This is a genomic window from uncultured Escherichia sp. (assembly GCF_948475835.1).
GTDB lineage: Bacteria > Pseudomonadota > Gammaproteobacteria > Enterobacterales > Enterobacteriaceae > ECMA0423.
The window spans coordinates 1-21895 of the sequence record NZ_CAOLGM010000017.1 but is presented as its reverse complement, the minus strand read 5'-3'; the positions used below and the strand labels follow the sequence as shown (position 1 = coordinate 21895).

Below are 21895 nucleotides of genomic sequence, written 5' to 3'. Positions count from 1 at the left end.
CACATTCATCACGATGGCAAAAGACTATTGTCTGAAAGTGAAGTCCTTGTGAAGTATGATGGCGGGACCCGTTTTGTATCAGGACCGCGCCATGAAACAGATAACCTTTGCTCCCCGTAATCACCTGCTCACCAATACCAATACCTGGACGCCCGACAGCCAGTGGCTGGTATTTGACGTGCGTCCTTCTGGGGCGTCGTTTACCGGCGAGACCATTGAGCGTGTGAATATCCATACCGGCGAGGTCGAGGTTATCTATCGCGCGTCACAGGGCGCACACGTCGGCGTGGTGACCGTTCATCCGAAGTCAGAGAAATATGTTTTCATCCATGGCCCGGAAAATCCTGATGAAACATGGCATTACGACTTCCATCATCGACGCGGAGTCATTGCTGAAGGCGGCAAGGTGAGCAATCTCGATGCAATGGATATTACCGCGCCGTATACGCCAGGAGCGCTGCGCGGCGGCAGCCATGTGCATGTCTTTAGCCCGAACGGAGAAAGGGTGAGCTTTACCTATAACGACCATGTAATGCATGAACTCGATCCGGCGCTGGATTTGCGAAACGTCGGTGTTGCCGCACCGTTTGGCCCGGTCAACGTACAAAAGCAGCATCCGCGTGAATACAGCGGTAGCCACTGGTGCGTACTGGTGAGCAAAACCACGCCCACACCGCAGCCTGGCAGTGATGAAATCAATCGTGCTTATGAAGAAGGATGGGTAGGAAATCACGCGCTGGCGTTTATTGGCGACACACTTTCGCCAAAGGGCGAGAAAGTGCCGGAGCTGTTTATCGTTGAGTTACCGCAAGATGAAGCTAGCTGGAAAGCAGCAGGTGATGCGCCGTTAAGTGGAACGGAAACCACCCTGCCCGCGCCACCGCGCGGCGTCGTGCAGCGACGTTTAACCTTTACCCACCATCGGGCTTATCCGGGGTTAGTCAACGTCCCGCGCCACTGGGTGCGCTGTAATCCGCAGGGTACGCAAATCGCGTTTTTAATGCGTGATGATAACGGCATTGTGCAACTGTGGCTTATCTCGCCACAGGGCGGCGAGCCGCGCCAGTTAACCCATAACAAAACGGATATTCAGTCTGCATTTAACTGGCATCCGTCAGGAGAATGGTTGGGCTTTGTGCTGGATAATCGAATTGCTTGTGCCCATGCGCAAAGCGGCGAGGTTGAGTATTTAACCGAAAACCACGCCAATCCACCTTCTGCGGACGCCGTGGTCTTCTCGCCGGATGGTCAGTGGCTGGCGTGGATGGAAGGCGGCCAGCTGTGGATCACCGAAACTGATCGCTAAATCAGTTATCAGGCATTCTGGCCGGTGGAATAACCGCATTGGTGGCTTGCGCGTTGGCTTCGCTTTTTTCAACGCGTGAGCGCACCGAACTGTCTTTGCGGAACACATCCCACGGCAGTAAAAGCGTGTCCATCACAGCGGTAAACGGCATATCGAGAATCGCCAGCGACTTAGTGCCCCAGTTGGTTTCATCGTCGCCAATCATGGTTGCGCTGGCGCGGGTGCCGGGATACGTTCCTTCTTTCCCTCCGGTATGGGACATCACGCTGGAGCATCCTCCGAGTAATGTCATTCCGCTGCATATCATGAACGCTAACAACACATTTCTTATCATAATAAATTCATCTGTTGATCGTGGGTGTTGGCCTGATGAGTTATAGCGATCCCTTGCTGAAAATAACATCATCATTACGTCGCACTGTGGCGGCTATCGCACTTTAACGTTTCGTGCTGCCCCCTCAGTCTATGCAATAGACCATAAACTGCAAAAAAAAGTCCGCTGATAAGGCTTGAAAAGTTCATTTCCAGACCCATTTTTACATCGTCGCCGATGAGGACGCGCCTGATGGGTGTTCTGGCTACCTGACCTGTCCATTGTGGAAGGTCTTACATTCTCGCTGATTTCAGGAGCTATTGATTATGCGTAACTTTGATTTATCCCCGCTTTACCGTTCTGCTATTGGATTTGACCGTTTGTTTAACCACTTAGAAAACAACCAGAGCCAGAGTAATGGCGGCTACCCTCCGTATAACGTTGAACTGGTAGACGAAAACCATTACCGCATTGCTATCGCTGTGGCTGGTTTTGCTGAGAGCGAACTGGAAATTACCGCCCAGGATAATCTGCTGGTGGTGAAAGGTGCTCACGCCGACGAACAAAAAGAGCGCACCTATCTGTACCAGGGCATCGCTGAACGCAACTTTGAACGCAAATTCCAGTTAGCTGAGAACATTCATGTTCGTGGCGCTAACCTGGTAAATGGTTTGCTGTATATCGATCTCGAACGCGTGATTCCGGAAGCGAAAAAACCGCGCCGTATCGAAATCAACTAATTCCCTAAGGCCGCCTGGCGCGGCCTGACATCTCCATGCTCGCCGTCAGGGAGCATATGCGAATCTTCGGATTTGCAGGTACTTACTCGCTTCTTAGAAGGAGAAATGACTATGCGTAACTTCGATTTATCCCCACTGATGCGTCAATGGATCGGTTTTGACAAACTGGCCAACGCACTGCAAAACGCCGGTGAAAGCCAGAGCTTCCCGCCGTACAACATTGAGAAAAGCGACGATAACCACTACCGCATTACCCTTGCGCTGGCAGGTTTCCGTCAGGAAGATTTAGAGATTCAACTGGAAGGTACGCGCCTGAGCGTAAAAGGCACGCCGGAGCAGCCAAAAGAAGAGAAAAAATGGCTGCATCAAGGGCTTATGAATCAGCCATTTAGCCTGAGCTTTACGCTGGCTGAAAATATGGAAGTCTCTGGCGCAACCTTCGTAAACGGTTTACTGCATATTGATTTAATTCGTAATGAGCCTGAACCCATCGCAGCGCAGCGTATCGCTATCAGCGAACGTCCCGCGTTAAATAGCTAACTAGCTATTCTCTTTGCCCCGCCATTCTGGTGGGGCTTTTTTTGTCTTTCTTCTTCAACAATGCGTTAAATTTCGCCTGTTTAAGATATTTCGGCACGTTCTTTCCCGTGATAATGTGCGCTATAAGGCAAATCTGCTTCACCGATTCAGCCATAATCCGTAGCAATTAAAAATGTTATCTCAAGAGAAATGGACGATGAGTGATATAGCATTAACGGTCAGTATTCTGGCTTTGGTGGCAGTCGTCGGTTTGTTTATCGGCAATGTCAAATTTCGCGGCATAGGATTAGGTATTGGCGGCGTGCTGTTTGGTGGGATCATCGTCGGCCATTTTGTTTCTCAGGCGGGGATGACATTAAGTAGCGATATGCTGCATGTTATTCAGGAATTTGGCCTGATCCTGTTCGTTTATACTATCGGGATTCAGGTAGGGCCGGGCTTCTTTGCCTCATTGCGCGTCTCCGGATTACGCCTCAACCTGTTTGCTGTTCTGATCGTCATCATCGGTGGTCTGGTTACCGCCATCCTGCATAAACTGTTTGATATTCCACTGCCGGTAGTGCTGGGGATTTTCTCCGGTGCGGTTACCAATACGCCAGCGCTGGGGGCAGGGCAGCAGATTTTGCGCGACCTGGGTACACCAATGGAAATGGTCGATCAGATGGGGATGAGTTACGCGATGGCGTATCCATTCGGCATTTGCGGGATTCTGTTCACCATGTGGATGTTGCGGGTTATTTTCCGCGTCAATGTCGAGACAGAAGCTCAGCAGCACGAGTCTTCACGCACCAATGGCGGCGCGCTGATCAAGACTATCAATATTCGCGTTGAGAACCCTAACCTGCATGATTTAGCCATTAAAGATGTACCGATTCTCAACGGCGACAAAATTATCTGCTCGCGTCTGAAACGCGAAGAAACCCTAAAAGTTCCTTCGCCAGATACCATTATTCAACTGGGCGATTTGCTGCATCTGGTGGGTCAGCCAGCGGATTTACATAATGCGCAACTGGTGATTGGTCAGGAGGTCGATACTTCGCTGTCCACGAAAGGCACTGATTTGCGCGTCGAGCGTGTGGTGGTCACCAATGAAAACGTGCTCGGAAAACGTATTCGCGACCTGCACTTTAAAGAACGCTATGACGTTGTTATCTCGCGCCTGAACCGTGCCGGGGTCGAACTGGTCGCCAGTGGCGATATCAGCCTGCAGTTCGGCGATATCCTCAATCTGGTGGGGCGTCCGTCCGCAATTGATGCCGTTGCCAATGTGCTGGGGAATGCGCAGCAAAAACTGCAACAGGTTCAGATGCTGCCAGTGTTTATTGGCATCGGGCTTGGCGTATTGTTAGGTTCTATTCCCGTCTTTGTGCCTGGGTTCCCGGCCGCGTTGAAACTGGGGCTGGCGGGCGGTCCGCTGATTATGGCGTTGATCCTCGGGCGTATCGGCAGTATCGGCAAGCTGTACTGGTTTATGCCGCCAAGTGCCAACCTCGCGCTGCGGGAGCTGGGGATCGTGCTGTTCCTCTCGGTCGTTGGTCTGAAATCTGGTGGGGATTTTGTGAATACCCTGGTCAATGGCGAAGGGCTAAGCTGGATTGGTTATGGTGCCCTGATCACCGCCGTTCCGCTGATTACTGTTGGCATTCTGGCGCGGATGTTAGCCAAAATGAATTACCTGACCATGTGCGGGATGCTGGCAGGTTCCATGACCGATCCTCCGGCGCTGGCGTTTGCTAATAATCTTCATCCAACCAGCGGTGCGGCGGCGCTCTCTTACGCCACTGTCTATCCGTTAGTGATGTTCCTGCGCATTATCACCCCCCAATTACTGGCGGTGCTCTTCTGGAGTATCGGTTAACTCTTTTCCGGGTGGAGTCGCCGTAAATGGTACTCCACCTGGTATTCGCTGGCATTTCTGAACATCACTGAATAATTCAAAAACTCCCCGCTCTCGCTATATGACAACGAGGTGATCCGCAGCAGTGGCGTGTGTTCCGCTACCTTCATTTGCCGCGCCAGCAGTCTATCGGCGAGCACTGGCGTCAGGCTTTCATAATTACCGCCAATCAAAATCCCGCACTCTTGTTCAATATATTCAAACTTCGACCCTTCCAGATGTTGCAGCGAAAGATTACGGAACAGTTTTACCGGCATATAGCTGTCTTCCAGCATCAGCGGTTTCCCTTCCACAAAACGAACGCGACGGGAGAAGTAGATCTGCTCGTTGATTTGAATCCGTAACTGGCTGGCAATGACCGGAGGCGCAGGCATGATTTCAAAAATCAGCACCTGGCTGGTGACCGTTTTTCCCTGCCGTTTTAACACCTCCACCAGCCCGGTCAGGCTGGCGGTTTGATGCAGTACATCTTTGCGCACCAGGTAAGTGCCGCTGCCGTGGCGGCGGACCACCAATCCCCACGCTACCAGCAGGTCAATGGCTTTACGGATGGTCATCCGCGATACCGCAAATTCTTCCGCCAACTTTTTTTCACCGGGAAGAAGGCTATTTAGCGTGAAATCTGCGGAATTAAGTCGAATTCTTAACCGCTCCGCAATGCTTTTGTAGATCATCTCTAGATCTCTTTTTTGCCTGCAAGCACGGGTAATGCGCCCACAAGTTCTGCTTAATCGATTGAAAAAACATCTTTTTTTTAAAGATGTGTTCGATGCTGTGTACCTGTGCTCACAGATGTCTACTTTTTCGCGAAAACGTAGATCTCTACCGCCCAACGAAAAGCATGAAAGCGATCACGAATCCCATTGGGTCGTCATGTTCTGCCGATCGCATCTTCCTATCCTCGCTCCAGGCCTGCCGCATAACCAATCAGGCTTCCTACTTACAGAATTGAGAAAAGAGGATGTGGAAATGCTCAGTCAAATTCAACGCTTTGGCGGCGCGATGTTCACGCCAGTGCTGCTGTTTCCCTTCGCCGGGATTGTGGTGGGTCTTGCCATCTTGCTGCAAAACCCGATGTTTGTCGGGGAATCACTGACCGATCCGAACAGTTTATTCGCGCAAATCGTACACATTATTGAAGAGGGCGGTTGGACGGTGTTCCGTAATATGCCGCTGATTTTTGCTGTCGGTTTACCCATTGGCCTTGCTAAGCAAGCGCAGGGGCGTGCTTGTCTGGCGGTGATGGTGAGTTTCCTGACCTGGAACTATTTCATCAACGCGATGGGAATGACCTGGGGAAGCTACTTCGGCGTCGATTTCACTCAGGACGCGGTGGCAGGTAGCGGTCTGACAATGATGGCCGGGATTAAAACCCTCGATACCAGCATTATCGGCGCAATTATCATTTCCGGCATTGTGACGGCGCTGCATAACCGTCTGTTCGATAAAAAACTGCCGGTTTTTCTCGGCATTTTCCAGGGGACGTCTTATGTGGTGATTATCGCCTTCCTGGTGATGATCCCCTGTGCCTGGCTGACGTTGCTCGGCTGGCCAAAAGTACAAATGGGGATTGAATCTCTGCAAGCGTTCCTGCGTTCGGCGGGTGCGCTTGGGGTGTGGGTTTACACCTTCCTCGAACGTATTCTGATCCCAACCGGTTTACACCACTTCATCTACGGACCGTTTATCTTTGGTCCGGCAGCTGTTGAAGGCGGCATTCAGATGTACTGGGCGCAGCATCTGCAAGAGTTCAGTCTGAGCGCCGAGCCGCTGAAATCGTTGTTCCCGGAAGGCGGTTTTGCCCTGCACGGTAACTCAAAAATCTTTGGTGCCGTGGGCATTTCTTTAGCGATGTACTTCACTGCCGCACCGGAAAATCGGGTAAAAGTGGCGGGCTTGCTGATTCCCGCAACCTTAACCGCCATGCTGGTGGGAATTACCGAACCGCTGGAATTTACCTTCCTGTTCATTTCACCGTTGCTGTTTGCGGTACACGCTGTGCTTGCGGCCTCAATGTCGACCGTGATGTATCTCTTTGGTGTGGTGGGCAACATGGGCGGAGGTCTGATTGACCAGGTTTTACCGCAAAACTGGATCCCGATGTTCAGCAACCACGCGGATATGATGCTGACCCAAATCGCCATTGGGTTGTGCTTTACCCTGCTGTACTTCGTGGTTTTCCGCACACTGATTCTGCAGTTCAACATGTGCACGCCGGGACGTGAAGATGCGGAAGTGAAACTCTACTCAAAAGCCGAATACAAAGCCTCGCGAGGCCAAACCACCGCGGCAGAGCCAAAAAAAGAGCTGGATCAGGCTGCCGGTATCCTGCAAGCCCTGGGCGGGGTCGGCAATATCTCCAGCATTAACAATTGTGCGACGCGTCTACGCATTGCACTGCATGACATGTCACAAACGCTGGATGACGAAGTCTTTAAAAAGCTGGGAGCGCACGGCGTCTTCCGTAGTGGCGATGCCATTCAGGTGATCATTGGTCTGCATGTATCCCAGCTGCGTGAACAGCTCGATAGCTTAATTAATTCTCATCAATCAGCAGAAAATGTTGCCATTACGGAGGCAGTATAATGACCAAATTCTCAGTGGTTGTCGCAGGCGGTGGAAGCACCTTTACGCCAGGCATCGTGTTGATGCTCCTGGCGAATCAGGAGCGTTTCCCGCTTCGTGCACTGAAATTTTATGATAACGATGGCGCGCGGCAGGAAGTGATTGCCGAAGCCTGTAAAGTCATCCTTAAAGAGAAAGCGCCGGACATTGCGTTTAGTTACACCACCGATCCTGAAGTGGCGTTCAGCGACGTTGATTTTGTCATGGCGCACATCCGCGTCGGCAAGTACCCGATGCGCGAACTGGATGAAAAAATCCCACTGCGCCACGGTGTTGTTGGTCAGGAAACTTGCGGACCCGGCGGAATAGCGTACGGCATGCGTTCCATTGGCGGCGTCCTGGAACTGGTGGATTATATGGAAAAATATTCACCAAATGCCTGGATGCTCAACTACTCCAACCCGGCAGCCATTGTCGCAGAAGCCACGCGTCGTCTGCGCCCGAATGCGAAAATCCTCAACATCTGTGACATGCCAATCGGTATTGAAAGCCGGATGGCGCAAATTGTTGGGCTGCAAGATCGCAAACAGATGCGCGTGCGCTACTACGGCCTGAACCACTGGTGGTCGGCGATATCCCGCAGTTTCAGAAAGGGTTAATGAGTCAGCAAGTGGCGGTGGAAAAACTGGTCGTGGACGCCTGGGAACAGCGTTCATATCAGCACCTGTGGCAGGCGATTACGTTGTCGAAAACGGTACCGAGCGCCTCGGTCGCCAAAGCTATTCTGGATGAGTTGCTGGAGGCCAACAAAGCGTACTGGCCAGAGTTACGTTAATTGTGTGGACTGGCATCCGTTGGGTGCTGGTCCGTATTCTTTAGCGCGGCTGACGGCGCATAACCAAATTTATGTTTAAAGGCTTTGCTGAAATGAAAGGAGTCGAAGAAGTTGAGCGTATCAGCGACTTCGCCAACCGAGTTTCCTTGTTGCTTTAATAGCGATAGCGCCAGATCCAGACGCGCATCGAGGTAATATTCTTTCGGCGTCTTGCCGGTATAGCGTAAAAACAGACGACGCAACCAGGCTTCGCTACAGGGGATCGTGGCAGCCATATCAGCTACGCTCCAGCGTTGTTGCAGACTGGCATGTAAAGTGGCAATTAATTTTTCAATTTGCCGCCGTTGTGGATCTTTTTTACCATCTGCGTACATAAGACAAATCCACTGATAAATAATTTTCGTCAGAAAAGCGACTGCCAGATTATTTTTTATTGCTTCTGGTGAAGTTATTAACTCAGCAACTTCGGTGAGTTCCTGATTATAAATTTCGCCATTATAAATAACGCTTTGCTGACCAACGGGAATATCCATCATACTGGTGGGGGTAAATTCCATCCAGTACTGTTCCCAGACTAAACCTTCACAGTGATAAGAGTGAATATCCATTGGCTTTAAGAATATAATACAGTTGCCATGCAGTGTTATTTGTTCGCCATTCTTTAAAAGAATTTTCCCACATCCTTGTACGGTATACACCGCAACCCATGAGTTGGCGATAAGCGGTTTCTTCTTGTCCCGCGGCCAGATCACCCGGTAATGCTCGTCGGCGTAGGTATGCCAGAGCGAGATCAGAGAAATTCCGCTGGAGATCACATTTTCGTTAATCAATAAGGGAATATTGTACGGAGTTTCGTTTTTTACATCTGAACTTTGCAATTTTCCATTCATTTTAATATCCCTCCGGCGAATTATGCTCACAACCTGAACTTAACAGAAAACAATCCGTTCAGGGATACGACGTTTGTATTTTAAGAATCTGACTGCCTGACCCGACGCATTTTACCTCTCCCTATATTCATGCGTCCGGGACATAAACATAAATAAGGGCTATGAGATGAATTCGTTACAAATCTTGAGTTTTGTCGGTTTTACGCTGCTGGTGGCGGTGATCACCTGGTGGAAGGTCCGCAAAACAGATACCGGATCGCAACAAGGCTATTTTCTTGCCGGACGTTCACTAAAAGCGCCGGTTATTGCCGCTTCGTTAATGCTAACCAACCTTTCCACGGAACAACTGGTCGGCCTTTCCGGGCAGGCCTACAAAAGCGGCATGTCGGTGATGGGCTGGGAAGTGACTTCAGCGGTGACGCTGATCTTCCTCGCGCTAATCTTTTTACCGCGCTATCTGAAGCGCGGCATTGCCACCATCCCCGATTTTCTGGAGGAACGTTATGATAAAACGACGCGTATTATCATCGACTTCTGCTTCCTCATTGCCACCGGCGTCTGCTTTCTGCCGATTGTTCTCTACTCCGGCGCGTTGGCGCTCAACAGCCTGTTTCACGTCGGGGAATCGCTACAGATTTCTCACGGTGCGGCTATCTGGCTACTGGTAATTTTGCTTGGTCTGGCGGGAATTTTGTATGCGGTGATCGGCGGACTGCGCGCAATGGCAGTGGCGGACTCCATCAACGGTATTGGGCTGGTTATCGGCGGGTTGATGGTGCCGGTATTTGGCCTGATCGCGATGGGCAAGGGCAGCTTTATGCAGGGCATTGAGCAACTCACCACCGTTCACGCCGAGAAATTAAACTCAATCGGTGGCCCGACCGATCCCTTGCCGATTGGCGCGGCATTTACCGGTTTGATTCTGGTGAACACCTTTTACTGGTGTACAAATCAGGGCATCGTGCAACGCACGCTGGCGTCAAAAAGCCTGGCGGAAGGGCAAAAGGGGGCGCTGTTAACGGCGGTGCTGAAAATGCTCGACCCGCTGGTACTGGTGCTGCCAGGGTTGATTGCGTTTCATCTGTATCAGGATTTACCGAAAGCCGACATGGCCTACCCGACGCTGGTCAATAACGTTCTGCCAGTGCCAATGGTGGGTTTCTTCGGCGCGGTGTTATTTGGTGCGGTGATCAGTACCTTCAACGGCTTTCTGAATAGCGCCAGTACGTTATTCAGTATGGGTATTTACCGTCGCATCATTAACCAGAATGCCGAGCCGCAGCAGCTGGTCACCGTCGGGCGCAAATTTGGTTTCTTTATCGCTATCGTTTCGGTGCTGGTCGCGCCGTGGATCGCCAACGCGCCGCAGGGGCTGTATAGCTGGATGAAACAGCTCAACGGCATTTACAACGTGCCGCTGGTTACCATCATCATTATGGGCTTTTTCTTCCCGCGCATCCCGGCGCTGGCGGCAAAAGTGGCGATGGGGATTGGCATAATCAGCTACATCACCATCAACTATCTGGTGAAGTTCGACTTCCATTTCCTCTATGTGCTGGCCTGTACGTTCTGCATCAACGTGGTCGTGATGCTGGTGATCGGTTTTATCAAACCGCGCGCCACGCCGTTCACCTTCAAAGATGCGTTTGCGGTGGACATGAAACCGTGGAGAAACGTCAAGATCGCGTCAATTGGCATCCTGTTCGCGATGATTGGCGTCTATGCCGGGCTGGCTGAATTCGGCGGCTACGGTACGCGCTGGTTAGCGATGATCAGTTATTTCATTGCCGCCGTAGTGATTGTCTACCTGATTTTTGACAGCTGGCGGCATCGTCACGACCCAGCCGTAACCTTTACTCCCGACGCGAAGGATAGCCTATGAAACGCCCCAATTTTCTGTTCATCATGACCGATACCCAGGCCACCAATATGGTCGGTTGCTATAGCGGTAAACCGCTGAATACGCAAAATATTGATAGTCTGGCGGCGGAAGGTATTCGCTTTAATTCCGCCTACACCTGTTCACCGGTTTGTACGCCTGCACGCGCCGGACTATTTACCGGTATCTACGCTAACCAGTCCGGCCCGTGGACCAACAACGTCGCGCCAGGCAAAAACATCTCCACTATGGGGCGCTACTTTAAGGATGCCGGCTATCACACCTGTTACATCGGCAAATGGCATCTCGACGGTCATGACTATTTCGGCACTGGCGAGTGTCCGCCGGAGTGGGACGCTGATTACTGGTTCGATGGGGCGAACTACCTTAGCGAACTGACGGAAAAAGAGATCAGCCTGTGGCGCAATGGCCTAAACAGCGTTGAGGATTTACAGGCGAACCATATCGACGAAACCTTCACCTGGGCGCACCGCATCAGCAATCGGGCGGTAGATTTTCTGCAACAGCCCGCGCGCGCCGAGGAACCCTTCCTGATGGTGGTTTCGTATGATGAGCCGCATCACCCGTTCACCTGTCCGGTGGAGTATTTAGAGAAATACGCTGATTTTTACTACGATCTGGGCGAGAAAGCTCAGGATGACCTGGCGAACAAACCGGAACATCACCGCTTATGGGCGCAGGCGATGCCATCGCCAGTCGGTGATGACGGGCTTTATCACCATCCGCTCTATTTTGCCTGTAATGACTTTGTTGATGACCAAATCGGACGGGTCATCAATGCCTTAACGCCAGAGCAACGTGAAAATACGTGGGTCATTTATACTTCCGATCACGGCGAAATGATGGGCGCACATAAGCTGATCAGTAAAGGAGCGGCGATGTATGACGACATCACCCGTATTCCGCTGATCATCCGTTCGCCGCAAGGGGAGCGGCGACAGGTCGATACGCCAGTCAGTCATATCGATTTACTGCCGACAATGATGGCGCTGGCAGATATTGAAAAACCAGAGATTCTGCCGGGGGAAAATATCCTTGCCGTGAAAGAGCCACGCGGTGTAATGGTGGAATTTAACCGCTACGAGATTGAGCATGACAGCTTTGGCGGTTTTATTCCGGTGCGTTGCTGGGTGACGGATGACTTTAAACTGGTACTCAACCTCTTCACCAGTGATGAACTTTACGATCGCCGTAATGACCCAAATGAAATGCATAACCTGATCGATGATATCCGTTTTGCAGACGTTCGCAGCAAAATGCATGACGCCTTATTGGATTACATGGACAAAATTCGCGATCCGTTCCGCAGTTACCAATGGAGCCTGCGTCCGTGGCGTAAAGATGCACTGCCGCGCTGGATGGGGGCATTTCGTCCACGCCCACAAGATGGCTATTCGCCGGTGGTACGTGACTATGACACCGGCCTACCGACGCAAGGAGTGAAAGTGGAAGAGAAAAAACAGAAGTTCTGACGATAATGCCCGCTGATGAACACCCGGCGGGCATTATTCAGGCTGCTTAAACCAGTGAACCGCCGGTCAGGAAGGAAAAAATCAGGAATATCAGCAAAATGCTGCACACGATGCCGATACCAAAAAGCAAGGTATGGAAAGCCAGCGTCCCGCCGCCAAAAACCAGCGCGCCGCGAATGCCCCAGCGATTTTCCTTACGCATACCGCCAATAAATGCGCAAAGTAGCGCAGCAATGGCCAGTGCGATACCGCTTTGATCGAGGATTTTATCGACATCTACGTCCTCTTTTTTCTCCACGGTGGTAATTTTTCGCCTTTTATTCCGGCGAGAAGACCTCTTTTAATTTCAGCCGTTTTGTCCGCCACGATGCTTTCAAACGTTGGCGGTGGTGCGGAAAAAGGGCCGAATGAAAAGTGGATAATCCCCATCATTAAAGCGATGGCACCGAACAGCATGCCCAATGAACTGATTTTATTTTGAGCTATGATACCCATCTGACCTCCTTGTAGCGGATGGCGAAAGCATATCAGGAAACGGGCGGACGAAATTCTTAAAAAAAACCGCTAAAGGTAGAGCGTTAGTGAAATTGCAAAGGAGCAACAATGAAAATTTCCCGCCTTGGAGAAGCGCCCGATTACCGCTTCTCGCTGGCTAATGAGCGTACTTTTCTGGCGTGGATCCGTACCGCACTAGGATTTCTGGCGGCGGGGGTTGGGCTTGATCAACTTGCGCCAGATTTCGCCACGCCCGTCATTCGTGAACTGCTGGCGTTGTTGTTGTGTCTGTTTTCCGGCGGGTTAGCGATGTATGGCTACCTGCGCTGGTTACGCAATGAAAAAGCGATGCGTCTGAAAGAGGACCTGCCCTACACCAACAGCTTATTAATCATTAGCTTAATATTGATGGTCGTGGCGGTGATCGTTATGGGACTGGTGTTGTATGCCGGATAGCCGCAAAGCCAGACGCATTGCCGACCCAGGACTGCAGCCGGAGCGCACATCACTGGCGTGGTTTCGTACCATGCTGGGCTACGGCGCGTTGATGGCGTTGGCTATCAAACACAACTGGCACCAGGCGGGCATGTTATTCTGGATTTCGATTGGCATTCTCGCCATCGTGGCGCTGATCCTCTGGCACTACACCCGTAATCGCAATTTAATGGATGTCACGAATAGCGATTTTTCCCAATTTCACGTAGTCCGTGACAAATTTTTGATCTCCCTCGCGGTGTTATCTCTCGCAATACTGTTTGCTGTAACGCATATACATCAACTTATCGTATTTATTGAGAGAGTCGCATGACAGGAAGTCAGGTCATTGATGCTGAAGAGGACAGGCATAAACTGGTTGTAGAGTACAAGGATGCTCTGCAACCTGCCGATTTTTATCACAATTTCAAACAGCGGGGCATCCGCTCCGTACAGCTCATTCCCTATCTTGAATTTGATGACCGGGGCGATCTGACGGCCGCTTCGGTGACAGCAGAGCTGTGGGGGAAATTTTTAATTGCCCTGTTCGAGTGTTGGGTGCGGGCAGATATCAGTCGTATCTCGATTGAGCTTTTTGACGCCACCTTACAAAAATGGTGTGGCAGCGAAAACCCGCAACCGCGCCGTGACTGCCAGGCGTGCGACTGGCATCGCCTGTGCCCGCACGCTCGCCAGGAGACGCCAGACAGCGTGCTTTGTGCGGGCTATCAGGCGTTTTATTCTTACTCCGCACCGCATATGCGGGTGATGCGTGATCTGATAAAGCAGCATCGTTCTCCCATGGAGCTGATGACGATGCTGCGGTGACGTGCGCTTAAACGGGCTGCCCCTGATGCGACATCCGCGTCGCCAGCGGCAGCCAGCACAGCACGATCAACAATCCCATTAAGGTCATCAACAACCCCAGGCTGCCCTGACCGGTTTGCGGCAACATCGCAGAGAGCGACGCCAGCACGCCGGAACCAATGTTTTGCAGACCGCCGACCAGCGCGCCAGCCGTGCCCGCCAGGAAGGGGAACGGCTCCATCGCGCCGCTGGTCGCCAGCGGAAACAGCATCCCGGCACCGAAAAAGAACAGCGCGGCGGGAACGAGCAGCGTCCAGACATTCATCACGCCAAACCAGTCGGGGATCCACATCAGCAAGCCAGCCAGCAGGCAGCAGATAACCGACTGCCACATTAACGTGGAGAAGCGTTTATTGGGACGTCCGGCAAACCATGCGCCAAAAAACGCTGCCGGAATCGGCAGAATAAACAAAATACTGACCGTCATACTGCTCAGCCCTAACACCGCGCCCATCAGCACGCCGGAGCAGGCTTCAAAGGCGGCAATCCCGGCCAGACCGCCAATCAGCATCAGCAAATAACAGTTAAAACCGCTGTTACCGAAAAGCGTTTTATAACTGGTAAGCAGGCGCGTGCGCGGTGCATCGACCGGACGCGTTTCCGGCATCCAGCGGGCCATACTGAAGGTCACACCAGCACAAAGAACCAACAAAAAGAGATAACAGGCGCGCCAGTTCCACATCGTATCCAGCAGACCGCCGATTAGCGGTGCGAGCAACGGACTGACGAGAATCCCCATGTTTAACAGGCTGTTAGCATGGCGCAACTGTGTCCGTTCATATAAATCTCGCGGCAAAGTACGCGCCATTACGCCGCCAACGCCGGTGCCCATCCCCTGCATCGCGCTGGCGGCAATCAACACCGTCAAACTGGAGGTCGTGACCGCGACCAGCGTTGCCAGCATAAAAATGGACATTCCGACGAGGATCACCGGTCGGCGGCCCACGCGGTCGGAAATCGGGCCATAAAACAGCTGTGAGACACCGTAAGTCAGCAGATAAGCGCCCATTACGCTCTGCACCGCCCCTTCACGGACGTTGAGATCGCGCGCCATATCGGCAATAGCTGGAATATAAATGGTTTGCGCCATCTGACCGACGGCCACGAGTAATACCAACATCAATAACAAATTGACGTTTCTTTGCCTTTTCATTATCACGGATGCTTTTATAAAAATAACTAGAATAAGTCACTACGCATTCCCATAAATGCGGGAGAGGAATCTATCACATTGATGAATGTTAGCCAGATATACGCCAGGAATGGGGAATTGTTTAGCGGCAGAATATGTAAACAAAAGCGGCAATAAATGTTGCCGGGAGGGATTACGTGCGAACTGTAACCCTCTCCCCAAAGGGGCGAGGGGGAAACCACCGTTCCCTTTCAGAAAATGAGCTAAACATTGCACGGGACGGTCCCCTCGCCCCTTTGGGGAGAGGGCTAGGGTGAGGGGCACAGGCAGCGCAGGTGCAAACATTCTGCTGGTAGAAGAAGCCCCCAACTCCAACCCGCACGCTAAATATAAAAGGGGAGCGGTTACCCGCTCCCCTTTGGTGCGACTTGAATCTGAATTACTTCAGGTATTTCAGAACAGCATCAAGCAGTTGCAGTGCTGCAACAATGAGTTTGAGGATAAGAATGGCGATATCCACCAGGCTCATACGCGTCTCCTGTGGTTCAGGAGCACTGCCAGCTGACGTACCTTTCCGCTGCCTGTTGCCAGCTGTTGTGCACGCGGTATCTTAAGGAGAAACGTTGTGCTTGTTGACATAACACAGTGTGCTCACGCGGGGTTAAGGCGCTGACGGCACCACCCGTTTCAGCCAGGACTTAGTGCGCCGGGTAACGATGCGGCCCCCGCATAACACATTGCGTACAGTGATATTATAGAAGTTTACTGTATAAATAAACAGTAATATTTGGACAAAACGCAAACTGTGATCGATACTCAACTATGCCCTAAATACGTCAAAATTCGTGCCGAAATTGCGCGTTCTGCGCGGAACACGTATACTTTCAGTGTTGACATAATACAGTGTGCTTTGCGGTTACCAGCCGCAGGCGGCTGATGAAACCTCGCTCCGGCGGGGTTTTTTGTTACCTGCAATTCAGTACAAAACGTGATCAGCCCCTCAATTTTCCCTTGCTGAAAAATTTTCCATTGTCTCCCCTGTAAAGCTGTGCTTGTATAAATATTGTTAAACACAAAACCAACAAGGTCCCCAATGACTACTTCCATGTTCAACGCAAAACTACTACCAACTGCGCTATCCGCCGCAGTGGTCGTCGTGCGTGTGGTGGTGGTCGTCGGCAATGCGCCGTAGGGACTGGAACAACACACGATTCCAAAACCCCGCCGGCGCAAACCGGGCGGGGTTTTTCGTTTAAGCACCTCCCGGAAAGTCGGCCCAGAAGAAAAGGACTGGAGCATGGCAAGTTCGGGCACAACATCGACGCGTAAGCGCTTTACCGGCGCAGAATTTATCGTTCATTTCCTGGAACAGCAGGGCATTAAGATTGTGACGGGCATTCCGGGCGGTTCTATCCTGCCTGTTTACGATGCCTTAAGCCAAAGCACGCAAATCCGCCATATTCTGGCCCGTCATGAACAGGGCGCGGGATTTATCGCTCAGGGGATGGCGCGCACCGACGGTAAACCGGCGGTCTGTATGGCCTGTAGCGGACCGGGTGCGACTAACCTGGTGACCGCCATTGCCGATGCGCGGCTGGACTCCATCCCGCTGATTTGCATCACCGGTCAGGTTCCCGCCTCGATGATCGGCACCGACGCCTTCCAGGAAGTGGACACCTACGGCATCTCTATCCCCATCACCAAACACAACTATCTGGTCAGACATATCGAAGAACTCCCGCAGGTCATGAGCGATGCCTTCCGCATTGCGCAATCAGGCCGCCCAGGCCCGGTGTGGATAGACATTCCTAAGGATGTGCAAACGGCAGTTTTTGAGATTGAAACACAGCCCGCTATGGCAGAAAAAGCCGCCGCCCCCGCCTTTAGCGAAGAAAGCATTCGTGACGCAGCGGCGATGATTAACGCTGCCAAACGCCCGGTGCTTTATCTGGGCGGCGGTGTGATCAATGCGCCCGCACGGGTGCGTGAACTGGCGGAGAAAGCGCAACTGCCTACCACCATGACTTTAATGGCGCTGGGCATGTTGCCAAAAGCGCATCCGTTGTCGCTGGGTATGCTGGGGATGCACGGCGTGCGCAGCACCAACTATATTTTGCAGGAGGCGGATTTGTTGATAGTGCTCGGTGCGCGTTTTGATGACCGGGCGATTGGCAAAACCGAGCAGTTCTGTCCGAATGCCAAAATTATTCATGTCGATATCGATCGCGCAGAGCTGGGTAAAATCAAGCAGCCGCATGTGGCGATTCAGGCGGATGTTGATGACGTGCTGGCGCAATTGATCCCGCAGGTGGAAGCGCAACCGCGTGCAGAGTGGCACCAGTTGGTAGCGGATTTGCAGCGCGAATTCCCGTGTCCAATCCCGAAAGCGTGCGATCCATTAAGCCATTACGGCCTGATCAACGCCGTTGCCGCCTGTGTCGATGACAATGCGATTATCACCACCGATGTGGGTCAGCATCAGATGTGGACCGCGCAAGCTTATCCGCTCAATCGCCCACGCCAGTGGCTGACCTCCGGTGGGCTGGGCACGATGGGTTTTGGCCTGCCTGCGGCGATTGGCGCGGCGCTGGCGAACCCGGATCGCAAAGTGTTGTGTTTCTCCGGCGACGGCAGCCTGATGATGAATATTCAGGAGATGGCGACCGCCAGTGAAAATCAGCTGGATGTCAAAATCATTCTGATGAACAACGAAGCGCTGGGGCTGGTGCATCAGCAACAGAGTCTGTTCTACGAGCAAGGCGTTTTTGCCGCCACCTATCCGGGCAAAATCAACTTTATGCAGATTGCCGCCGGATTCGGCCTCGAAACCTGTGATTTGAATAACGAAGCCGATCCGCAGGCTGCATTGCAGGAAATCATCAATCGCCCTGGCCCGGCGCTGATCCATGTGCGCATTGATGCCGAAGAAAAAGTTTACCCGATGGTGCCGCCAGGTGCGGCGAATACTGAAATGGTGGGGGAATAAGCCATGCAAAACACAACTCATAACAACGTAATTCTGGAGCTCACCGTTCGCAACCATCCGGGCGTAATGACCCACGTTTGTGGCCTTTTTGCCCGCCGCGCTTTTAACGTTGAAGGCATTCTTTGTCTGCCGATTCAGGACAGCGACAAAAGCCATATCTGGCTACTGGTCAATGACGACCAGCGTCTGGAGCAGATGATAAGCCAAATCGATAAGCTGGAAGATGTCGTGAAAGTGCAGCGTAATCAGTCCGATCCGACGATGTTTAACAAGATCGCGGTGTTTTTTCAGTAACCGCTCAAGGCTTGAACAACATCGCGCTTATCGTTAAGGTAAGCGCGTTTTTTTTTACCCGCCAGGACAAGACCATGATCACCGTTGCCCTTATAGACGATCACCTCATCGTCCGCTCCGGCTTTGCGCAGCTGCTGGGGCTGGAACCTGATTTGCAGGTAGTTGCCGAGTTTGGTTCGGGGCGCGAGGCGCTGGCGGGGCTGCCGGGGCGCGGTGTGCAGGTGTGTATTTGCGATATCTCCATGCCCGATATCTCCGGTCTGGAACTGCTAAGCCAGCTGCCGAAAGGTATGGCGACAATAATGCTCTCTGTTCATGACAGTCCGGCGCTGGTTGAGCAGGCGCTTAACGCGGGGGCGCGCGGCTTTCTCTCCAAACGCTGTAGCCCTGACGAACTGATTGCGGCGGTGCATACGGTTGCTACGGGCGGCTGTTATCTGACGCCGGATATTGCCATTAAACTGGCATCCGGTCGTCAGGACCCGCTGACCAAACGTGAACGCCAGGTGGCGGAAAAACTGGCGCAAGGAATGGCGGTGAAAGAGATTGCCGCCGAACTGGGCTTGTCACCGAAAACGGTACACGTCCATCGCGCCAATCTGATGGAAAAACTGGGCGTCAGTAACGACGTAGAACTGGCGCGCCGCATGTTTGATGGCTGGTGATGAAGACGTTGTTCTCCCGCTTAATTACCGTTATTGCCTGCTTTTTTATCTTCTCTGCCGCATGGTTTTGCCTGTGGAGTATCAGCCTGCACCTGGTTGAGCGCCCTGATATGGCGGTGCTGTTATTTCCGTTTGGTCTGCGGCTAGGGCTAATGCTGCAATGCCCGCGCGGATACTGGCCCGTATTGCTGGGTGCGGAATGGCTGCTGATTTACTGGCTAACGCAGGCGGTCGGTTTAACCCATTTTCCGTTATTGATGATCGGTAGTTTACTGACGTTACTGCCCGTAGCGCTGATCTCGCGCTATCGCCATCAGCGTGACTGGCGCACCTTGCTGTTACAGGGGGCGGCGTTAACGGCGGCGGCGTTGTTGCAGTCGCTGCCCTGGCTTTGGCACGGCAAAGAGTCGTGGAATGCGCTGTTGCTGACTTTAACTGGCGGCCTGACGCTGGCCCCGATATGTCTGGTGTTCTGGCACTATCTCGCCAATAACACCTGGCTGCCGCTCGGCCCGTCACTGGTTTCTCAACCGATCAACTGGCGCGGGCGGCATCTGGTCTGGTACTTGCTGTTGTTTGTTATTAGTCTCTGGCTCCAGTTGGGATTGCCGGACGAACTGTCGCGCTTTACGCCATTCTGCCTGGCGCTGCCGATTATCGCGCTGGCCTGGCACTACGGTTGGCAAGGGGCGCTGATCGCGACGTTGATGAACGCCATCGCGCTGATCGCCAGTCAAACCTGGCGCGATCATCCGGTGGATTTATTGCTCTCGTTGCTGGTGCAAAGTCTGACAGGGTTGTTACTGGGCGCTGGCATCCAGCGGTTGCGTGAACTTAACCAGTCGCTGCAAAAGGAACTGGCGCGCAATCAGCATCTGGCTGAACGGTTGCTGGAAACCGAAGAGAGCGTGCGTCGTGATGTGGCGCGTGAGCTGCATGATGATATCGGTCAGACCATCACTGCTATTCGTACTCAGGCGGGCATTGTTCAGCGGCTGGCGGCAGATAACGCCAGCGTGAAGCAGAGCGGGCAGCTCATCGAACAACTATCGCTGGGCGTTTACGACGCGGTGCGCCGTTTGTTGGGTCGGTTACGTCCGCGCCAGTTGGATGATCTCACCCTGGAGCAGGCCATCCGCTCACTGATGCGGGAAATGGAGCTGGAAGGGCGCGGTATTGTCAGCCATCTCGAATGGCGAATCGATGAATCAGCATTAAGTGAAAACCAGCGCGTGACGCTGTTTCGTGTCTGCCAGGAAGGGCTGAACAACATTGTGAAACATGCTGATGCCAGCGCGGTCACGCTGCAAGGCTGGCAGCAGGATGAACGGTTGATGCTGGTTATTGAAGACGATGGCAGCGGTTTGCCGCCGGGTTCCGGGCAACAAGGTTTTGGCCTCACCGGAATGCGCGAGCGCGTAACGGCGCTGGGTGGCACATTACACATTTCCTGTCTGCACGGCACGCGTGTCAGCGTTTCTCTACCTCAACGCTATGTCTAAGGTTTGATGATGTTGCCGTTTCTGAAAGCGCCTGCCGATGCGCCATTAATGACTGATAAATATGAAATTGATGCCCGCTATCGCTACTGGCGTCGGCATATTCTGCTGACCATCTGGCTGGGTTACGCGCTGTTTTACTTCACGCGGAAAAGTTTTAACGCCGCGGTACCAGAAATCCTTGCTAACGGCGTGCTCAGCCGTAGCGATATCGGCCTGTTAGCGACCCTGTTTTACATTACCTATGGCGTGTCGAAGTTTGTCTCCGGCATTGTCAGCGATCGCTCAAATGCCCGTTATTTTATGGGGATAGGGCTTATCGCCACGGGCATTATCAACATTCTGTTTGGCTTCTCGACGTCGCTATGGGCGTTTGCCGTACTCTGGGTGCTGAACGCCTTTTTCCAGGGCTGGGGTTCACCGGTGTGTGCGCGTCTGTTAACCGCCTGGTATTCTCGTACCGAGCGCGGCGGTTGGTGGGCATTATGGAACACGGCGCATAACGTCGGCGGCGCACTCATTCCCATTGTGATGGCAGCGGCTGCACTACATTACGGCTGGCGTGCCGGGATGATGATTGCTGGTTGTATGGCGATCGTCGTGGGAATTTTTCTCTGCTGGCGGCTGCGCGATCGCCCGCAGGCGTTAGGTTTACCGGCGGTCGGTGAATGGCGACACGACGCGCTGGAGATAGCTCAACAACAAGAAGGGGCAGGGCTGACGCGTAAAGAGATCCTCACCAAATATGTGTTGCTGAATCCGTATATCTGGCTGCTTTCGTTTTGCTATGTGCTGGTCTATGTGGTCCGGGCGGCGATCAACGACTGGGGCAATTTGTATATGTCCGAGACGCTGGGCGTCGATCTGGTCACGGCGAATACGGCAGTGACGATGTTTGAACTGGGTGGATTTATCGGTGCGCTGGTAGCGGGTTGGGGCTCGGACAAATTGTTTAACGGCAACCGAGGGCCGATGAATTTGATTTTCGCCGCCGGAATTTTGCTTTCAGTCGGCTCCCTGTGGCT

General features: G+C 52.6%; 22 protein-coding genes, 2 pseudogenes and 1 other annotated feature. Of the genes and pseudogenes, 18 read left to right on the top strand and 6 right to left on the bottom strand.

What is annotated here, in order from left to right:
* Positions 1 to 91: 91 nt before the first annotated feature.
* Positions 92 to 1306 (top strand): DUF3748 domain-containing protein, encoded by a 1215-nt coding sequence (locus tag QZF50_RS05630; protein ID WP_001355848.1) that lies wholly within the window; start codon positions 92 to 94, stop codon positions 1304 to 1306.
* A 1-nt stretch (position 1307) separates the two neighbouring features.
* Here the strand turns inward: QZF50_RS05630 and QZF50_RS05625 are convergent, their stop codons facing one another.
* A complete protein-coding gene (locus QZF50_RS05625) occupies positions 1308 to 1640 on the bottom strand; it encodes a YceK/YidQ family lipoprotein (RefSeq protein ID WP_000620888.1) in 333 nt (110 codons plus the stop codon).
* 239 nt (positions 1641 to 1879) lie between these two features.
* Positions 1880 to 1952 (top strand) — a sequence feature (ROSE (Repression Of Heat Shock gene Expression) occurs in the 5'-region of heat shock genes and acts as an RNA thermometer to modulate expression.).
* Here QZF50_RS05625 and ibpA point away from each other — a divergent pair.
* The 3 genes from ibpA (at position 1946) to QZF50_RS05610 (ending at position 4757) form a co-directional block, all read left to right on the top strand.
* The gene (gene ibpA, locus QZF50_RS05620) at positions 1946 to 2359 is read left to right on the top strand and encodes a small heat shock chaperone IbpA (protein ID WP_001243437.1); all 414 of its coding nucleotides are present in this window, start codon (positions 1946 to 1948) and stop codon (positions 2357 to 2359) included. (Overlaps the previous feature by 7 nt.)
* A 111-nt stretch (positions 2360 to 2470) precedes the next feature.
* A complete protein-coding gene (ibpB, locus tag QZF50_RS05615) occupies positions 2471 to 2899 on the top strand; it encodes a small heat shock chaperone IbpB (RefSeq protein WP_001243431.1) in 429 nt (142 codons plus the stop codon).
* A gap of 196 nt (positions 2900 to 3095) precedes the next feature.
* Positions 3096 to 4757 (top strand): putative transporter, encoded by a 1662-nt coding sequence (locus QZF50_RS05610; protein ID WP_001279752.1) that lies wholly within the window; start codon positions 3096 to 3098, stop codon positions 4755 to 4757.
* Here QZF50_RS05610 and QZF50_RS05605 read toward each other — a convergent pair.
* Positions 4754 to 5470 (bottom strand): GntR family transcriptional regulator, encoded by a 717-nt coding sequence (locus tag QZF50_RS05605; RefSeq protein ID WP_001315913.1) that lies wholly within the window; start codon positions 5468 to 5470, stop codon positions 4754 to 4756. The two genes, QZF50_RS05610 and QZF50_RS05605, sit on opposite strands and share 4 nt — an antisense overlap.
* A 295-nt stretch (positions 5471 to 5765) precedes the next feature.
* Here QZF50_RS05605 and QZF50_RS05600 point away from each other — a divergent pair, with 295 nt between their 5' ends.
* Positions 5766 to 7382, top strand: a complete 1617-nt coding sequence (locus QZF50_RS05600; RefSeq protein WP_000952127.1) for a PTS sugar transporter subunit IIB — start codon at positions 5766 to 5768, stop codon at positions 7380 to 7382.
* Positions 7382 to 8196: pseudogene (locus QZF50_RS05595) on the top strand (hypothetical protein). Before QZF50_RS05600 ends, QZF50_RS05595 begins: the two are co-directional and overlap by 1 nt.
* On the opposite strand, the gene QZF50_RS05590 reads toward QZF50_RS05595, so the two are convergent.
* A complete protein-coding gene (locus tag QZF50_RS05590; protein WP_001380156.1) occupies positions 8193 to 9086 on the bottom strand; it encodes an AraC family transcriptional regulator in 894 nt (297 codons plus the stop codon). The pseudogene QZF50_RS05595 and the gene QZF50_RS05590 sit on opposite strands and share 4 nt — an antisense overlap.
* 166 nt (positions 9087 to 9252) lie before the next feature.
* Between QZF50_RS05590 and QZF50_RS05585 the strand changes: the two genes are divergently transcribed.
* Both QZF50_RS05585 and QZF50_RS05580 read left to right on the top strand, forming a co-directional pair.
* The gene (locus QZF50_RS05585; RefSeq protein ID WP_001087147.1) at positions 9253 to 10968 is read left to right on the top strand and encodes a solute:sodium symporter family transporter; all 1716 of its coding nucleotides are present in this window, start codon (positions 9253 to 9255) and stop codon (positions 10966 to 10968) included.
* On the top strand, positions 10965 to 12458 hold the full coding sequence (locus tag QZF50_RS05580; RefSeq protein WP_000828483.1) for a sulfatase-like hydrolase/transferase: 1494 nt from the start codon (positions 10965 to 10967) through the stop codon (positions 12456 to 12458). Before QZF50_RS05585 ends, QZF50_RS05580 begins: the two co-directional genes overlap by 4 nt.
* Before the next feature lie 46 nt (positions 12459 to 12504).
* Here the strand turns inward: QZF50_RS05580 and yidI are convergent.
* A pseudogene (gene yidI, locus QZF50_RS05575) lies at positions 12505 to 12953 on the bottom strand (protein YidI).
* A 108-nt stretch (positions 12954 to 13061) separates the two neighbouring features.
* Here yidI and QZF50_RS05570 point away from each other — a divergent pair.
* The 3 genes from QZF50_RS05570 to QZF50_RS05560 are packed head-to-tail and all read left to right on the top strand — an operon-like array spanning position 13062 to position 14255.
* Positions 13062 to 13409 carry a YidH family protein gene (locus QZF50_RS05570; protein WP_000703959.1) on the top strand — a complete coding sequence of 116 codons (348 nt, stop codon included), beginning with the start codon at positions 13062 to 13064 and terminating at the stop codon, positions 13407 to 13409.
* Positions 13399 to 13761, top strand: a complete 363-nt coding sequence (locus QZF50_RS05565) for a DUF202 domain-containing protein (RefSeq protein WP_001113432.1) — start codon at positions 13399 to 13401, stop codon at positions 13759 to 13761. The genes QZF50_RS05570 and QZF50_RS05565 overlap by 11 nt, the downstream gene beginning before the upstream one ends.
* The gene (locus QZF50_RS05560; protein ID WP_000148063.1) at positions 13758 to 14255 is read left to right on the top strand and encodes a radical SAM protein; all 498 of its coding nucleotides are present in this window, start codon (positions 13758 to 13760) and stop codon (positions 14253 to 14255) included. The genes QZF50_RS05565 and QZF50_RS05560 overlap by 4 nt, the downstream gene beginning before the upstream one ends.
* A 7-nt stretch (positions 14256 to 14262) precedes the next feature.
* On the opposite strand, the gene emrD is transcribed toward QZF50_RS05560, so the two are convergent.
* A complete protein-coding gene (gene emrD / locus QZF50_RS05555; RefSeq protein ID WP_000828746.1) occupies positions 14263 to 15447 on the bottom strand; it encodes a multidrug efflux MFS transporter EmrD in 1185 nt (394 codons plus the stop codon).
* 81 nt (positions 15448 to 15528) lie between these two features.
* On the opposite strand from emrD, the gene ysdE reads away from it, so the two are divergent.
* Entirely contained in the window at positions 15529 to 15603 is a 75-nt protein-coding gene (gene ysdE, locus QZF50_RS05550; protein ID WP_211180519.1) for a protein YsdE, read from the top strand.
* Positions 15604 to 15865: 262 nt separating this feature from the next.
* Here the strand turns inward: ysdE and tisB are convergent, their stop codons facing one another.
* Entirely contained in the window at positions 15866 to 15955 is a 90-nt protein-coding gene (gene tisB, locus QZF50_RS05545) for a type I toxin-antitoxin system toxin TisB (RefSeq protein WP_000060506.1), read from the bottom strand.
* Positions 15956 to 16519: 564 nt separating this feature from the next.
* On the opposite strand from tisB, the gene ivbL reads away from it, so the two are divergent.
* From ivbL to uhpC, 6 genes are all read left to right on the top strand, one after another.
* Positions 16520 to 16618, top strand: coding sequence for an ilvB operon leader peptide IvbL (gene ivbL, locus QZF50_RS05540; RefSeq protein WP_001315912.1), 99 nt, complete (start codon positions 16520 to 16522; stop codon positions 16616 to 16618).
* A gap of 105 nt (positions 16619 to 16723) precedes the next feature.
* Positions 16724 to 18412, top strand: coding sequence for an acetolactate synthase large subunit (ilvB, locus tag QZF50_RS05535; protein WP_000168480.1), 1689 nt, complete (start codon positions 16724 to 16726; stop codon positions 18410 to 18412).
* A gap of 3 nt (positions 18413 to 18415) precedes the next feature.
* Complete coding sequence (ilvN, locus tag QZF50_RS05530; protein ID WP_001181713.1) at positions 18416 to 18706, top strand: acetolactate synthase small subunit; 291 nt, start codon at positions 18416 to 18418, stop codon at positions 18704 to 18706.
* 74 nt (positions 18707 to 18780) lie between these two features.
* The gene (uhpA, locus tag QZF50_RS05525) at positions 18781 to 19371 is read left to right on the top strand and encodes a transcriptional regulator UhpA (RefSeq protein WP_000633668.1); all 591 of its coding nucleotides are present in this window, start codon (positions 18781 to 18783) and stop codon (positions 19369 to 19371) included.
* Positions 19371 to 20873: a signal transduction histidine-protein kinase/phosphatase UhpB gene (gene uhpB / locus QZF50_RS05520; RefSeq protein WP_001295243.1), complete on the top strand. Its 1503-nt coding sequence runs from the start codon at positions 19371 to 19373 to the stop codon at positions 20871 to 20873. The genes uhpA and uhpB overlap by 1 nt, the downstream gene beginning before the upstream one ends.
* Before the next feature lie 9 nt (positions 20874 to 20882).
* A partial coding sequence (gene uhpC, locus QZF50_RS05515) for an MFS transporter family glucose-6-phosphate receptor UhpC (protein WP_290388833.1) occupies positions 20883 to 21895 on the top strand: 1013 nt, incomplete at its 3' end.